This window comes from Pseudomonas silensiensis (assembly GCF_050434865.1).
GTDB classification, from domain to species: Bacteria; Pseudomonadota; Gammaproteobacteria; order Pseudomonadales; family Pseudomonadaceae; genus Aquipseudomonas; species Aquipseudomonas fluorescens_W.
Genome location: NZ_JBNDJH010000005.1, coordinates 96,423 through 111,975, shown reverse-complemented (window position 1 = coordinate 111,975; position 15,553 = coordinate 96,423). Strand labels below are relative to the sequence as shown.

The 15,553-nt window shown below is 59.4% G+C and carries 13 protein-coding genes; 6 read left to right on the top strand and 7 right to left on the bottom strand.

Annotated features, from left to right (window positions below; genetic code table 11):
• The first annotated feature begins 266 nt into the window (after window positions 1–266).
• Genes QF010_RS08950 through QF010_RS08940 form a run of 3 tightly spaced genes read left to right on the top strand, consistent with a single transcriptional unit; the run spans window position 267 to window position 4,680 of the window.
• Window positions 267–2,003: a type I secretion system permease/ATPase gene (locus tag QF010_RS08950; protein WP_033059940.1), complete on the top strand. Its 1,737-nt coding sequence runs from the start codon at window positions 267–269 to the stop codon at window positions 2,001–2,003.
• A gap of 6 nt (window positions 2,004–2,009) precedes the next feature.
• Window positions 2,010–3,350, top strand: coding sequence for an HlyD family type I secretion periplasmic adaptor subunit (locus QF010_RS08945; protein WP_429532916.1), 1,341 nt, complete (start codon window positions 2,010–2,012; stop codon window positions 3,348–3,350).
• Window position 3,351: 1 nt separating this feature from the next.
• A complete protein-coding gene (locus tag QF010_RS08940; RefSeq protein WP_033059938.1) occupies window positions 3,352–4,680 on the top strand; it encodes a TolC family outer membrane protein in 1,329 nt (442 codons plus the stop codon).
• Window positions 4,681–4,753: 73 nt separating this feature from the next.
• Here QF010_RS08940 and QF010_RS08935 read toward each other — a convergent pair whose 3' ends face one another.
• Window positions 4,754–5,680: a Gfo/Idh/MocA family protein gene (locus QF010_RS08935; protein ID WP_429532915.1), complete on the bottom strand. Its 927-nt coding sequence runs from the start codon at window positions 5,678–5,680 to the stop codon at window positions 4,754–4,756.
• Between the two features lie 387 nt (window positions 5,681–6,067).
• On the opposite strand from QF010_RS08935, the gene QF010_RS08930 reads away from it, so the two are divergent.
• The gene (locus QF010_RS08930; protein WP_429532914.1) at window positions 6,068–7,597 is read left to right on the top strand and encodes a multiheme c-type cytochrome; all 1,530 of its coding nucleotides are present in this window, start codon (window positions 6,068–6,070) and stop codon (window positions 7,595–7,597) included.
• Between the two features lie 61 nt (window positions 7,598–7,658).
• Here QF010_RS08930 and QF010_RS08925 read toward each other — a convergent pair whose 3' ends face one another.
• Together QF010_RS08925 and QF010_RS08920 are read right to left on the bottom strand one after the other, a co-directional pair.
• Complete coding sequence (locus QF010_RS08925; protein WP_429532913.1) at window positions 7,659–8,489, bottom strand: nitrilase family protein; 831 nt, start codon at window positions 8,487–8,489, stop codon at window positions 7,659–7,661.
• Window positions 8,486–9,985, bottom strand: coding sequence for a purine-cytosine permease family protein (locus tag QF010_RS08920; protein ID WP_429532912.1), 1,500 nt, complete (start codon window positions 9,983–9,985; stop codon window positions 8,486–8,488). The genes QF010_RS08925 and QF010_RS08920 overlap by 4 nt, the downstream gene beginning before the upstream one ends.
• 147 nt (window positions 9,986–10,132) lie before the next feature.
• Between QF010_RS08920 and QF010_RS08915 the strand changes: the two genes are divergently transcribed.
• Window positions 10,133–11,035 (top strand): LysR family transcriptional regulator, encoded by a 903-nt coding sequence (locus tag QF010_RS08915; RefSeq protein ID WP_140894216.1) that lies wholly within the window; start codon window positions 10,133–10,135, stop codon window positions 11,033–11,035.
• Window positions 11,036–11,065: 30 nt separating this feature from the next.
• On the opposite strand, the gene QF010_RS08910 is transcribed toward QF010_RS08915, so the two are convergent.
• Together QF010_RS08910 and ggt are read right to left on the bottom strand one after the other, a co-directional pair.
• Window positions 11,066–11,599: a cysteine hydrolase family protein gene (locus QF010_RS08910; protein WP_429532911.1), complete on the bottom strand. Its 534-nt coding sequence runs from the start codon at window positions 11,597–11,599 to the stop codon at window positions 11,066–11,068.
• Window positions 11,600–11,851: 252 nt separating this feature from the next.
• The gene (ggt, locus tag QF010_RS08905; RefSeq protein ID WP_033057011.1) at window positions 11,852–13,579 is read right to left on the bottom strand and encodes a gamma-glutamyltransferase; all 1,728 of its coding nucleotides are present in this window, start codon (window positions 13,577–13,579) and stop codon (window positions 11,852–11,854) included.
• A gap of 151 nt (window positions 13,580–13,730) precedes the next feature.
• Between ggt and QF010_RS08900 the strand changes: the two genes are divergently transcribed.
• Window positions 13,731–14,246 carry a methylated-DNA--[protein]-cysteine S-methyltransferase gene (locus tag QF010_RS08900; RefSeq protein ID WP_429532910.1) on the top strand — a complete coding sequence of 172 codons (516 nt, stop codon included), beginning with the start codon at window positions 13,731–13,733 and terminating at the stop codon, window positions 14,244–14,246.
• A gap of 168 nt (window positions 14,247–14,414) precedes the next feature.
• Here QF010_RS08900 and QF010_RS08895 read toward each other — a convergent pair whose 3' ends face one another.
• Both QF010_RS08895 and QF010_RS08890 read right to left on the bottom strand, forming a co-directional pair.
• Complete coding sequence (locus tag QF010_RS08895; protein ID WP_033057014.1) at window positions 14,415–15,008, bottom strand: NUDIX domain-containing protein; 594 nt, start codon at window positions 15,006–15,008, stop codon at window positions 14,415–14,417.
• 61 nt (window positions 15,009–15,069) lie between these two features.
• The gene (locus tag QF010_RS08890; RefSeq protein ID WP_033057017.1) at window positions 15,070–15,507 is read right to left on the bottom strand and encodes a hemerythrin domain-containing protein; all 438 of its coding nucleotides are present in this window, start codon (window positions 15,505–15,507) and stop codon (window positions 15,070–15,072) included.
• Between the last annotated feature and the right edge of the window lie 46 nt (window positions 15,508–15,553).

Below are 15,553 nucleotides of genomic sequence, written 5' to 3'. Positions count from 1 at the left end.
ACACGCAAAACAGACGACCGGTGATTGACCTCATAACTGACTGTTTTTATGAGACTTATAGAAAATCATTCGCGACATTAGAGCGAAATGTTATTTCAGATTGTTTCGACGACACCTACGCTGCTGCCATGAGAGCGACGCAGAGATTTTCAGGTGATGCGCCCCTAGAGCGACCAACCTGCGAATCAACCAGCTACCTGCGGAACTAGATCTGTTTGCTGTTGCGCCGCAAGGGCAAACGGCTTTTCGAAGAGGGGTCACCCAAAATGCACAAACAGTCGAGCACCCGATCAGAGCTGGCCGACGCGCTTTTTCGACTTCGTCGCAGTTTTTACTCGCTGGCAGGGTTCAGCGGCGTCATCAACGTCATGATGTTGACGCCAGCTATTTATATGCTGCAGGTCTACGATCGGGCCTTGGTCAGTCGCAACGTCACAACGTTGACGATGTTGACCATTCTGGTGATAGGCCTGTTCTTGCTGATGGCCACGCTGGAAATGTTCCGTACCCGCGTGCTGATCCGGGTCGGCAACTGCCTCGACATGGACCTCAATCGACGCATTTTCACCGCAGCATTCGAGCGCAACCTGAGCCGCGCCGGAGGTAATCCGGCCCAGGCGCTGCAGGACCTCGCACAGGTGCGTCAATTCCTCACCGGCAATGGCCTGTTCGCTTTCTTTGATGCGCCATGGACGCCGATCTACCTGCTGGTCGCCTACCTGATCCATCCGCTGCTCGGACTGGTCACGCTGATCGGCTCGCTGATTCTGGTGGCCCTGGCTTATCTCACCGAGAAGGCGACGCAAAAGCCGCTGGCCGAAGCCAATCAGGCCGCCCTCTCCTCCGCCAGTTACGCCAACAACAATCTGCGCAACGCCGAGGTCATCGAGGCCATGGGCATGCTGCCGTCGATCGGCAAGCGCTGGTACCAAAGCCATTTGCGCATCCTGGAAATGCAGACCCTGGCCTCCGACCGTGCCGCCCTGATCAGCAGCACCGGGCGCTTCGTGCGTATCACGTTGCAGTCGCTGATCCTCGGCGCCGGCGCGCTGCTGGCGATCGAAGGCAAGATCACCCCCGGGATGATGATTGCTTGCTCGATCCTCACCGGCCGCGCGCTGGGCCCGGTGGAACAAGTCATCGCGTCCTGGAAGCAGCTGCTTGGCTGCCGTTCGGCCTGGGGCCGGTTGAATGAAATGCTCAACGACTATCCACGCCGGCCACCGAGCATGTCGCTGCAACGGCCGCTGGGCATGCTGGCGGTGGAGAATGTGTATGCCGGTTCCCCCGGCACCAGCAACACGATTCTGCGCGGGGTGACTTTCAACCTTTCCCCCGGCGAAAGCCTTGGCATCATCGGCCCATCCGCCTCGGGCAAATCCACCCTCGCCCGCCTGTTGGTCGGCGTCTGGCCGGCACAGGCCGGCAAGGTGCGCCTGGACGGCGCAGACATATTCACCTGGAACAAGGGCGAACTTGGCCCCTGGCTCGGTTACCTGCCACAGGACGTGGAGCTGTTCGAGGGCACCATCGCCGACAACATTGCGCGCTTTGGCGAAGTGGACAGCGACGCGGTCATCCGCGCCGCCAGGACTACTGGGGTGCACGAGATGATCCTGCGTTTGGCGCAGGGTTATGAGACCCGTCTGGGCACCGATGGCAGCCCGCTTTCCGGTGGCCAGAAACAACGCATCGCCTTGGCCCGCGCGCTGTATGGAGAACCCAATCTGATCGTGCTGGACGAGCCGAACGCCAACCTCGACGACGTCGGTGAAAAGGCTTTGGTCGATGCGCTGGCCCAACTCAAAAACCGCGGCGCCACCGTCATTCTGATTTCCCACCGTCCCAATGTGCTCTGCGCCGTCGATAAGGTGCTGATGCTGCGAGACGGTGGCGTGCAGATGCTCGGCACTCGCGACGAAGTATTCGCAGCGCTGCGCAAGGCCAGTGTGATGCCTGCAGGCGCGTCAACTCCGCTGGCCTCCGTCAAAGCACGGGAGTAACCGATCATGCAAATGAGCCAACACACCGACATGATTCTCAGCGATCCCAGGAACGTGGTGGATCTGGACGTCGGCAAACCCGTGCGCTGGGGCATGCTGCTGATGCTCGCCGGCTTCGGCGGTTTCCTCCTGTGGTCCTGGATGGCGCCGCTGGATGCCGGCGTGGTCGCGACAGGCACGGTAAAAATCACCAGCAATCGCAAAGCCGTGCAGCACCTGAGCGGCGGTACCGTGGAGGCCATTCTTGTTCGCGAAGGCGATACAGTGAAAAAGGGCCAGGAGGTGGTCCGCCTCGACTCGCTGCGTGCCGCGGCCGAACAGGGTGCAGTCAGCGCCCAGTACATCGTCAGCAAGACGGTGGAAAACCGCCTGGAAGCGGAGCGTGACGGCCGCGATGTGGTGAACTTCGATCCCGAATTGTTCAAGCGCTTCGGGAATGACCCGCGCCTGCTGGCCGCCATGGATCTGCAACAACGCCTGCTGGACACCCGGCGTGCCGGCCTTGCGGGCGAGATCAGCATCCTGCAGGAGAACCTCGCGGCGTCGTCAGTGCAGCTCAAGGGTCTGCAGCAGGTCTATGGCGCCCGCGCCTCGCAGATCAACTTCCTCAATCAGGAACTGAAAGGCACCCGCACGCTGGCGGCCGAAGGCTATGTCCCGCGCAACCGCCTGCTTGAGCTGGAACGCAGCAATGCCGACCTCTCCGCCGGCCAGGCCGAGAACCTCAACAACATTGCTCGTGTGCGTAGCCAGACCACCGAAATCAAGCTGCGCATCCTGCAGCGCCAGCACGATTACCTGAAGGAAGTCGAATCGCAGCTCACCGACACCGCCAAGGAAAACACCACCCTGGCCGACCGCTTGCGTGCGCTGGACTATGAAGTGACCCACACGGTGATTCGATCGCCCATCGATGGCATGGTCCAGTCCCTGAGCATCGCCACCATCGGCGGGATCATTCAGCCCGGCTTCAAGATCATGGAAATCGTTCCGGACAACGAACCGCTGCAGGTCGACGCGATGATTCCCGTACAGGCCATCGACAAGATGGTCCCCGGCCTGCCCGTGGACATCGCCTTCCCGGCCTTCAACCATGCCCGGACGCCTAACATACCCGGTCGTGTGAAGACCATCTCCGCCGACCGCCTGCTCGACGAGGAAAGCAAGCAACCGTTCTATCTGGCTCAGGTAGAAGTCACGCCCGATGGTATGAGCCTTCTTGGCAGCAATCACATTCGTCCCGGTATGCCCGCCAGCGTCACCATAAAGACTGGCGAGCGCAACATGATGAGCTATCTTCTCAAACCAATGCTCGAGCGTGTTGACAGCTCATTCAAGGAACAATGAAATGGAACGTCATGGCCTGTTCTTCTGCCTGCTGGCGCTGTCCCTCCCGACCAGTGCCATGGATCTCAAACAAGCCTGGGATTTGTTGCAGTATCAAGGCCCCGTCTATCGCGCCGCCGTGCATGAAAAGGAGGCCGGCGCGCAAAACCGCGACATCGGCAGGGCCGGCCTGCTACCGCAAATCAGTGCCTCGGCCTACGACAACAAGGTCAATGGCACCCAACGCCAAGGCGGCGTCGAAAGAGATCTCGACTACACCTCCAAAGGCGCTAACGTGCGCCTGCGTCAGCCGCTGTTCAACAAGCAGAAGATGGCCGAGTACCGCCAGGGCAAGCAGCGTGCCGACTACAGCGTCGCGGTGTTCGATGCCAAGAGTCAGGACGCCGCAGTGCGCCTGGCTGAAAGCTATTTCGACGTGCTCCTGGCCAGCGAAACCATCACCCTTGCCAAGTCCAAACTGAACGCCTTCGACGAGCAACTCGCTTCGGCGAAACGGCGCATGGAGTTGGGGGCCGGCACCGTCACCGATATCGACGAGTCGGCCGCTCGCCGCGACCTCGCCGCGGTTGAGCTGATCGAAGCGCAGGACAACCTGGTGAACTCGCGCCGCAAGCTTGAGGAATTTATCGGTGAAACCCCCGAATCGCTGACCACCCTGCGTCCGACCTTCGATACACCACCGCTGCTACCGGGCAACCTGCAAGACTGGTTGGTCAAAGCTCAGGCCGACAGCCCGCTGATCCATGCGCGCCGTCATAGCAGTGACCTCGCCGAAGAAGAAGTGAAACGCGCCAAGGCCGGTCACTGGCCAACACTGGATTTCGTGGCCGGCTACACCGCGGGGGATAGCCAATCAATCTCCGAGTTGAATCAACGCAACCGCTACGGCTCAGTCGGGCTGGAAGTAAACTTTCCGTTGTACAGCGGTGGCGGCACCACCGCGTTGACACGCCAGGCGAGTGCCAATAGCTATAAGGCCCAGGACGAACTCGACGCCACGCGCCAGGAAGTCATCACCGGTACCACCCGTGAGTATCGCGGCGTAGAGAGCGGCGCCCAACGTATTCACGCGCTGGAGAGGGCCGTGGAATCCAACGAACGCTCACTGAATTCGACACGCAAGGGCTTCAAGGAGGGGGGCACCAGCACCAATGCGGACGTCCTCAATGCCGAAGAATTGCTCTTCGTTGCGCGCCACGATCTGTTCGAGGCCAAGCTGCGCTACTTGATGTCGCGCCTGCGCCTGGCCTCTTCGGTGGGCAGTCTGGGCGACGACGACATCGACCACATCAACGACTACCTCGGCCCGGAACTGTTGGTCACCAACTGACGTTCACCTGCGCGGCAAAACCCAGGCACGCAACAGCGTGCCTTTCACCCACCTCTGCGTTTCTGAACGGACGCTAATCGTAGAACGGCGCAACCAACGCCCGACTGCCGACGAAAAAGCTGTCGGCAACCAGTCGCAGCGGCTGGAGGTCCAGGTCACTGGCTTTGTCGCCAATCAGCTGTTGAAAATGCCGATACACCGCTGCGTACTCGCCTTCCTCCGATACGGCTTGGCGCACGCCGTCGATGCTCAACAGAGCGCCACCGTTGTCCAGTCTCAGGATGCCTTCGGTACAGCGAATCTCGATGCTCCAAAGTTCATCGTGACCGTGGTCGAAATCGAACTCCGCGCGAACATCGAGGTGGCGCGCGTCAGACATTTTGATGGAAGCGGCGATAGGCGACTGGCAGTTGCTGGGGACTCGCAGTTCGGCAGACTCAACAAACAGCGGCAGCGCCAGCAGATGGGTTGCAATCGACAAGGCATTGATGCCGGGATCGAAGACGCCCAGGCCTCCGGGTTGCCAGATCCACGCCTGGCCTGGGTGCCACTTGCGCACGTCTTCCTTCCAGTCGATCTGTACGCTTTGCAGGGTGCGGGTGGCCAGCCAGTGGCGGGCGGCTTCGATGCCGGGCGCGTAGCGTGAATGCCAGGCGAACAGACCGCTGACGCCTTGCTCATCGACCTGATTCACCAACGCCATCGCTTCACCCAACGTGGCGCACGGCGGCTTTTCGACCAGCACGTGTTTGCCAGCGGCCAGCGCTTGTTGCACCAGAACGAATCGTCCTTGCGGCGGGGTGCAAAACGCAATCGCATCGACGGCCGGGCCGTTTTCGAGCAGCTCACTCAGGGACTGAAAGTTCGCCACCCCGGCGCAGGGCGGACCTTGTGTTGCGACAGAGACCAACTGGAACGCGGGGTTGGCGTTGATAGCGGGGACGTGTTGATCCTGGGCAATCTTGCCGTAGCCCACCAGACCGAGACGGATCGGTTGCATCAATGACTCCTGGTTTTTTTTCTTGTCTAGGGAAGCGAACTGGCAAGGTTACGTTTGTATAGCGGGGAAGTCATTGATGGCGTGCTTTCGGATGTGCCCCCGATTCCGGAGTGAACTCCCCACTATTGGGTGCCATTCCCCCGCAGTATCCCCGCCTCGACCAGCACAAAATTTCAGCCTCTGACCACTGTTTTCCGGGCCTTCAGGTCATTGCACATCTTTTGTCACAGTCCTTGCAACGTGATGACCGAGTGAGCTTCTCCCGTTCATGAAAGGTGGAGAGTCGAGGAGCCGTACCTATCACCATTGGCTTGCAGGATGAAGTAACCCTGTCAATTCAATGGAAGTGCTGAAGTCATCCTCTGCAACCGTCCTGGGGAAACGCTTATGAACCACCCCACCTGCAAACACGCGCCCAGGCCAGATGAATTACTGGCCGCCTTTGTCCACACCCTGATCTACCGGGTGATCAAACCTTTTGTTCGCCGTTTTTTATGCTTGCTGGCCTGCCTGCTTACGGTAACGCTGGTGGCGGCCGACGAACCTCAGGGCAATGACAATCAGGATAATGAGAAGTGGCTGGAGCCGGCACGCTCCAGGCTCATGCATGTGATTGGCGGGATGCCGTTCTTTCCGCATCGGGCCAATACCACCGGCAACCTGGTTTTGAATGTAAAAGACTTCGACAATGCCCAGGTATGTGGTGCTTGCCATACGGAGATCTACAAGCAGTGGCGTTCGTCGATGATGTCCCAAGCCTGGGATGAACCCATCTATCGGGCCTTGCTCAAACGTGCGAGTTCGGCCACCGAGGGGAAGGTCGATAACTTCTGCACTGGCTGCCATACCCCGATTGGTCTCACGACCGGGCAGATCAATTCGGAACTCAACCGTTCCTCGATTGAAGACAGCGAAAAAAATCATCCGATGCCTGGGGTCGATTGCGAGACCTGCCACAACATTAGTGCCCGCACAGGCCTCGATAACGGCGCCTATGTCCTGAGCCCTCGAGCGCACGGTAAACCGACCAAGTTCGGCCCGCGCAAAGATGCCGTTTCGCCCTATCACGACACCGTTTATTCCGCTCTGCACACGCGCTCTGACTTTTGCGGCACCTGCCACAACGTCACGCACCCGTTCAGCGGTGTGGCGGTCGAGCGAACCTATGACGAATGGCAGGAGAGCGCCTACAGCCTTAACGACATTACCTGCCAGAGCTGCCATATGCCGGGTTTTGCGGGTAAGGCCGCGATCATGGGGCCAGACCGCGAACAGGTCGCCTCGCATTGGTTCAGCGGAGCCAACGCGATGATGCTCCAGCATCTCGGTCAGGACGCGGGCGCGCAACGCGGGCGCGACATGCTCGCACGCGCGGGGGAAATAACGTTCCAGCAATTGCCGGCAACCATCATTCCCGGGCAATACACCTCGGTCGCCGTCAAAGTTGCCAATGTCGGCGCCGGGCACAAGCTGCCGACCGGCTTTCCGGAGGGACGGGAGATGTGGATCGATTTCCGGGTGCTGGATGCCAGTGGTCGCGAGCTCTATCGGTTGGGCTCGATCAAGGACGGCAAGACTGAGGACAACACCCGAAATTTCAAAGTGCACATCGGCGACAAGGACGGCAATCCGTTGGACGTCGAGGTCTGGAATGCCACACAAATTCTCTCAGACAACCGCATTCTGCCCAAGGGCTACGATATTGGAGTGTTCACTTTCCTGGTGCCGGCCGATGCCGTCGGGCCGCTCTCGTTGACTGCCGAACTGAACTACTGGCCGTTTTCGCAGAAGCTGGCCGACTACCTGCTTGGCAAGGATAAGTTGCAGGTGGAAATCACCCAGATGGCCAAAGTCACGCAGAGCGTCCCCCTGTCGACAAGCCTGCCCGTCGTCGGTGCAAACACTGCGCACTTCTAGCTGCGCAGTGTCGACGTTCAGGCTGAACTCGATCATTGCGGGTGCGCCGTCTATTTACGCCTTACGGGAGATACAACTGCGACCGCCGATCCCGATGCAAATCATTACGCGCACTGATTCGCTTGTTCCGCGCCTCGGCAAGGTTCAGCGTCGCCAACAAAATCTGCTCGCCCCCCTGCTCCGCCGGCCCGGCCACAGGGTAGCCATCGGCATCGACGATCACTGAGCCCTGCACCCAACTCACCCCGCGTTCATGACCATGCCGATCACACGCGGCGATGAACATTCGGTTGACCGAGGCGTTGGCCTGGACCCGCACCACTTCGGCCGGGCGCTCGGTTTGCGGCCGTGGCCCATCGGGCCAATTGACCGGTGCGCAGAGCAGGTCCGCACCGGCCAGCGCCGGCAGTCGCACCCATTCGGGGAATTCCAGGTCGTAGCAAATCAGCATGCCAATCCGACCATGAACGGTTTCTACAACCGGCGGCGCGTCGTTTCCGGCACTGAAGATTTCGTTCTCGCCATCCCAGAGGTGCGCCTTGCGGTACACGGCGCGCAGGCCTTGGGCATCGATCATCGCCGCGCTGTTGGCCAGTTCATCGCCGGCTAACCGCTCGCAGAATCCACCCACCACGACGATGCTCAATTCCCGGGCCAGCGCCGTCCACAGACGCAAGGTCGGCCCTTCGACGGTTTCCGCCAGGGACAGGGCTTCGCTGCGGTCGGCAAACAAGTAGCCGCTCTGGACCAGCTCAGGCAGCACCACCACCTGGGCGCCCTGGTAAGCCGCCGAGCGAATCGCCCGTTCGGTCAGCTTCCGGTTGTAAGCGAGGTCGCCTATTTTCGGCGCCAGTTGGCAGCAGGCGACCACGGTATTTTTGGTGCTTTTCAACGCCCCTCCTCCACAGGCTGATGAGCCATGGAAACAATGTCGCTCTCGGTAATCGAGTCGATAATCCGGCGTTCGTACTCAAGGTCTATCGAACGGCTGAGCAGGTAATACGTCAGGCCCGAGACCAGCAGGCCCACCAGCCAGGCGATATCCACGCCCTCAAGCATCCGGGCCAACGGCCCGACGAATACCTCTTTGCCGGCCGCCGCATCAAAGATGTAGAAGAACGGCACCATGGCGGCGAAGCCGATCAGATAAGAGACGATGCCGCGAAATTGCCAGGCGCCATAAATGCCCTTTGGCGTGAAGAAATGCGGGATCGCGTAGCGGCCTTTGCGCACGAAGAAGTAGTCCACCAGATTGACCGCGGTCCACGGCACGAGGAAGTACAGGAGCAGCACGAGGAAGGTGTTCAACAGGGCGATGCCATCGCCTTTGATCGACAGCACACAGGTCAACAGAATGACGCTGATCGCGGAGATCGACATCACTCGGGCACGAGGTGTCGGTGTGATTTTTTTGATCGAATCCACACCCGTCAGTAAAGTCAGCATGGCGCTGTAGGTGTTGAGCGCGATGATCGGCAGAAAGCCCGCCACCGAGACGATCACCAACACATTGCCCAGGCCTGGAATCATCGAAGAACCAACCTGATTCAGCGCCACCAGCGCATCCGCCGCTTTCAACTGCTGCGCAAGCCAGGCCCCGAGGCCGATCATCCAGCCGCCCGACAACGACGCGCCGATGAATACCGCGGCGATCAGTTTTGGTCGACTGGTGTTTTTCGGCAGGTAACGGGAATAGTCAGAGACATAAGGTGCATAGGAAATGTTGTAGCTCGCGCCGATGGCAAACAGCGTGGCAAAGGCAATCCAGCTGAAACCCAGGTCGGTCGCCGGGGTGACACCCTCCTGGCCCGCGCCGAACATCAAGGCGATGGTGACCAGCGCATACAGCGGCAACGTGGCGAGCAACGCCCACTTGAAGGCTTTGTGCATCAGGTCGTGGCCGTAGATCGACAGCAGTGCGCCGATCAACACCACAGCGACGGCAACAATGGTCGGGTCAATGCCAAACACATGTTCAAGGCCGTTCATGATCAGCGAGATGTTCACTACGTTGAAACCGACGAACACAAACATCGTCGCCATCAACGCCAGGATCACCCCGCGATAACCAAACTGCGCACGCGACTGGATCATTTGCGGCAGGCCCATTTCCGGCCCCTGCGAGCCATGAAACGCCATGAATATGGTGCCGAACATAATGCCCAGCGCACCGGCCAACATCGTCCACAGCGCCGACAAACCGAGGCTTGGGCCGACAAACCCGATGGAGATGGTGAAGAAGTGGAAGTTGCCTAGAAACCAGAAAGGGCCCTGGCTGCTGAGCTTGGCGTGACGTTCGTTTTCCGGAATGTAATCGATCGAGTGGCCTTCGATGGCCAACCCGTTGCTCGCCTCGATGGCTTGCGCAGATTGAGGGGACCCTGACATATGCGTGTTCCTATGCTGGTAATTGTTGTTTTTATGGGCAAAGCGCCGGTTTCATTGCAATGTAGGGCGTTGGTCAGGGCTGTAAAATATCGCAGGCACACTGTTTACATAGATCCACGTCGATGTAAGTGAGTATCGGGAGCACGCATGCTGGGAACTGTATCGGAACTGGATCTGCGTTTGATCCGGGTGTTTCTGACCGTCGTTGAGGCGGGCGGGATCTCGGCCGCGCAAACGGCGCTCAATACCACGCAACCCACCATCAGTGCGCAATTGGCGACGCTGGAAGCGCGGGTGGGGTTTCGTCTTTGCGAGCGCGGGCGCGGTGGGTTTTCGGTGACGCCCAAGGGCAGCCAGTTTGTCGAGGCGGCGCGCCGATTGCTGGCGGCTGCCGAAGGGTTCCGGGTTGAAGTCCAGCACATCAATCGCAAGGTATCGGGCAACATCAATATCGGCCTGCTCGGTCAAATCGACCCGGTGGCCAACAAGAAAATCGCCTTGGCCATTGCGCGGTTACGGTCGCGACATGAAGGGCTGTATTTCCATTTCACGGAGCTGTCGTCATCGCTGCTGGAAGAGAAAATCATCAATGGCCATATCGATCTGGCGATCGGCTATTTTTGGCACCGCCTGCCCAATATTGATTACTTTGCGTTGTTCCAGGAAACTCAGATCGCCTATTGCGCCCCCACTCATCCGCTGTTCGAGCAAGTGGGCGAGCTGACCCGGGATGACGTCAGTGATTACGACTGGGTATGGCCCAGTCACCCCTTGCCGGAAATGCCGGCGCCCACCTCGATTGAACGATTGACGGTACTCACCGACAGCATGGACGGCGCCGCCCTGCTCATTCTGTCGGGCCAGCATTTGGGGTTTCTGCCGCAGCACTATGCGGCGAAGCATGAACAACTGGGGCAGTTGCATCCGCTGAATCCTGAGCTGTTGCGCTATGAAGTTGGCTTTCATGCAGCGGTCAGGCATTCGGCGCGTCAGCGGGATCTGGTCAGTGCTTTTCTGACTGAGTTGATCGACATTTTCGGGGCTGTGTAAGCGTCAACGGGAATAAGCCCCTCACCCGTTTCAGATGCGGATTTCGCTGGTCGGCATGACATCGATCCGCGCCACGGGGCCCGTCAAGTGCGCCAGGTCTGCGTTGTGCTCGGTGATGATGTCTTCGGCGGCGAGGTTGCCGTTGTCGACGGTGGAATGCGCATCGGCGGCGAGCACGACGTCATAGCCCAGGTTCAGGGCCTGGCGGACAGTGGCGTTGATGCAATAGTCGGTTTGCAGCCCGCAGATGATCAGGCGGTCGATGCCCAAATCTTGCAATTGGGCTTGTAAGTGGGTTCGGTAGAACGAGTCTCGATGGGTTTTTCGCACGCGAAGGTCTTGCGGTGAAGTCTCCAGGCTTTCGGCCAGTTGCCAGCCTTCGGAACCGTGTTGCAGCTGGTCGCCCTTTTCTTCGTGCTGGATGAGGATGACCGGGATGCCGGCTTCGCGAGCCTTGGCACTGAGGCCGTTGATGTTCTCGATAACGCGCTCGATCTCAAAACATGCGTACTCACCAGTGCACAGGGCGCGCTGGACGTCGATGATCAGCAGTGCGGTAGACATGAGCTTCCTCCCTTGAAAGGTCGGTGAATCGGCAACGGATTTAGAACCCGTTCCCTTTTAACTTGTAGCAGCTGCCGAGCCTGCGAGGCTGCGTTCGAGCGCGAAGCGATCGTAATCCAGCAAATGTGGTCTACCTGAACGAACGCGGTCAACCGATTTACGACTGCTACGCAGTCGAACGCAGCCTCGCAGGCTCGACAGCTGCTACGGGATCGGGGCCACCCTCAAGAATTTTGATGGCCCCGACCTGCCTCAATAACCGAGCGACAACCCGGTATTACGACGTGGGTCGTTCGCCCCATAGAAGCGGTTTTTGCCGACCGGTTTGCCCCCCAGCGACGGTGCGCCGACAAGAATTGCCGCCACATGGTTGGCATCCTGTGGTCCGGCAAACTTGTGCCCCCAACTTTCGAGCATCTTCACCGTATCAGGGCTGGTAGTGAAGGTCTCAAGGTTGGTTTCTTCCGGCAACCACTGCTGGTGGAAACGCGGTGCATCGACCGCTTCCTGGATGTTCATGCCGTAGTCGATCACGTTGAGCATGGTCAGCAAGGTTGCAGTGATGATGCGGCTGCCGCCAGGGGTGCCGACCACCATGACCACTTTGCCGTCCTTGGTGACGATGGTCGGGCTCATGGACGACAGCGGTGCCTTGCCGGGAGCGATGGCGTTGGCCTCCCCCTGCACCAGGCCGTACATGTTTGGCACGCCGATTTTCGAGGTGAAGTCGTCCATTTCATCGTTGAGGATGACCCCGGTTTTGCTGGCCATGACGCCGGCGCCGAACCAGTCGTTCAAGGTGTAGGTCACCGAAACCGCGTTGCCCCATTTATCGACGATGGAGTAATGGGTGGTGTTGCTGCCTTCATGGGGCGCGACGCCGGGTTTGAGCTCGCGGGACACACCGGCCTTTTGCGGGTCAATGGCGGTGCGGATTTTGGTGGCGTAGTTTTTATCCAGCAGGTGGGCGATCGGGTTCTTCACGAAATCCGGGTCGCCCAGGTAGCTGTTGCGGTCCACGTAGGCGTGACGCATCGCTTCAATCTGGTAGTGCATGCTCTGGGCCGAGTGATAGCCCAGGTCTTTCATCGGATAGCCTTCGAGAATGTTCATGATCTCGCAAATCACCACGCCGCCAGAGCTGGGTGGCGGTGCCGAGACCACATGGTAGCCGCGGTAATCGCATTCAATCGGGGCCAGTTCGCGGGTCTTGTATTTGTCGAGGTCGGCCTGGGTGATGATGCCCTTGTTGGCCTGGCTGGCGGTGACGATGGCATCGGCCACCCAGCCTTTATAGAAGCCGTCGGCGCCGTTCTCGGAGATTTCCCGCAGGGTCTTGCCGAGGTCTTTTTGCACCAGTTTCTGACCGACTTGCATTGGCTCGCCGTTGCTCAGGAAGATCGCACCGGAATCCTTGATGTCCTTCTTGAACACGTCAGTGGCGTATTCCAGCAATTCGACATCGCCCTGCTCCAGCACAAAGCCGTCTTCAGCGAGCTTGATGGCCGGGGCGATCACTTCCTTGCGCGGTTTGGTGCCGTATTTCTTCAGCGCCAGCTCCATACCGGACACGGTGCCCGGCACGCCAACGGCCAGATGGCCACGGGTGCTCAGGTCAGGGACGACGTTGCCCTCCTTGTCGAGGTACATGTCGGCGGTGGCCGCCAGCGGTGCTTTTTCACGGAAGTCGAGGAAGGTCTTGCGCCCGTCCGCCAACTGAATGGTCATGAAACCGCCGCCACCCAGGTTGCCCGCCGCGGGATAAACCACCGCCAGCGCATAACCGACCGCTACTGCGGCATCGACGGCGTTGCCGCCGTTCTTGAGTACATCGACGCCCACGTGACTGGCCAGATGCTGCGCGGTGACGACCATGCCGTTTTCGGCCGCAACCGGCGCCACGGAGGCCGCGTAAGCACTGAGGCAACTGAGCGCCAATGAGGTCGCAATCAGCGATTTGGCAAAAGGTTCGAACTTCATGAGTCGGTCTCTTTTTGTTTTTAGGTTCTGTAAAAAAACAGAGGGAAGGCTTCAAGAGCAGAGGCAAGTATGGCTGGGATTGCGTATTGCGCCTCCCCGTCGAGGCAGTATGCTTGGCCTCCTGCTCAGCCCATCCACGGAGTCCGCCGGCATGACGTTCACCTACATCACCCTGGCCTCCCCGGTGGGCGAGTTGAAGCTGGTCGCGAACGGCTCACGACTGGCAGCCATCCTCTGGGAAAACGACAAACCCGGCCGGGTGCGCCTTGGGCCAATGCGCGAGGCGCCGGATAATCCGATCCTGCTGCGCACCGCTCAGCAGCTGAAGGAATACTTTGCGGGCACACGCAATCGTTTCGACCTGGAACTGGAGTTTGCCGGCACGGAATTTCAGAAGAAGGTCTGGGCAGCGCTGCTGACCATTCCGTTTGGCGAGACCCGCAGCTATAGCGAGATTGCCCGGCAGATCGGCAATCCCAGTGCGGTTCGGGCAGTGGGTGCGGCGAATGGCAAGAATCCGATTTCGATTGTTGCGCCGTGTCATCGGGTGATTGGTGCTTCGGGGAAATTGACGGGGTTCGCCGGTGGGCTTGAGGCGAAGGAGCAGCTGCTGACGCTGGAAGGTTGCGAGTGGTCAGGGGCCGGCAGGACGGGCGATTTGTTCTGATCAGCCGAAACGCAACCTGTAGCAGCTGCCGAGCCTGCGAGGCTGCGTCCGACTGCGCAGCAGTCGCAAACTCAGGCGCCACGGTTTATCTGGAACAGCGCAGTGAATGGTTTTACGACTGCTGCGCAGTCGGACGCAGCCTCGCAGGCTCGACAGCTGCTACGTTGATTAGCCCGCGGCGAAGATGTTTTTCATCGCCGCATACTGCAGCAACATGATGGTCTTTGCATCGCAGATCTCCCCACGATCAAACGCCGCCAGCGCCTCGTCAAACGACCACTCCAGCACTTCCAGTTCCTCCGTCTCCTCCTCCAGCCCGCCGCCCTCACTGACCTTGGAAGCGGCATCGTACTCAGCGATGAAAAAGTGCAGTTTTTCGGTCACCGAGCCTGGGCTCATGTAGGACTCGAACACCTTGTGCACATGGTGCACGCGATAACCGGTTTCTTCCTCCGCTTCTTCGCGGATGCGCTCTTCAGGCGCCGCACCTTCGAGCAGCCCCGCCGCGACTTCGATCAGCAACCCATCGTGGCCGTTGACGAACACCGGCAACCTGAATTGCCGGGTCAACACCACGGTTTTCTTTTCGCGGTTGAACAGCAGAATCGCCGCACCGTTGCCACGGTCGTAGACCTCGCGGGTCTGACGTTGCCATTCGCCATTGTTGCGCAGGTAATCGAAGGTGATTTTCTTGAGCAGGTACCAGTCGTGGGACAACACCTGGGACTCGATGAGGTTGACCCGCTCGGCTGTATTCGACATGACAACGCATCCCTTTTTCCGTCAGAAGGCGCCCATGTTAGGCGAAAACGAAAGCCTGGCGCTAAGAAAGCTGAGCCTTGTATTCCTTCACATATTGCCCTGCCAGCGTCTCTTTCTGTTTGTCGTCGAGTAGTTTGCCGGCCATCTGGAAAAACTTCTGCTCTTCCTCTTCCAGGTGGTGATTGACCTTCTCGGCGAGCTTCTTCGCGACCGCCAGCCAGGCCGGGCTGGACATCTCGGTCTCGTCCAGTTCTTCCATCATTTCGTCCATCGCGTGATGTTCTGCAATGGCATGACGGCTGAGGTCGACGCCGTTGTCGAACTCCATCAGCGGGATGTAGAAATGCCGCTCTTCAGCGGTTTCGTGGGCCTGAAGTTCGGACTTGAGCTGCTTGTAAGCCTCGACCCGCTCCGGGGTGTCGCCGCTGGTCTGGATCAGCGCATCGGCGTAGGTGCGTTGGCGGTCGTGGCTTTCGCGCAAGGCTTCGAAAATATTCACGGAAGTGTCCTCATAGGCCGCGTTCTGGAATGACGCTGTTTAGGCT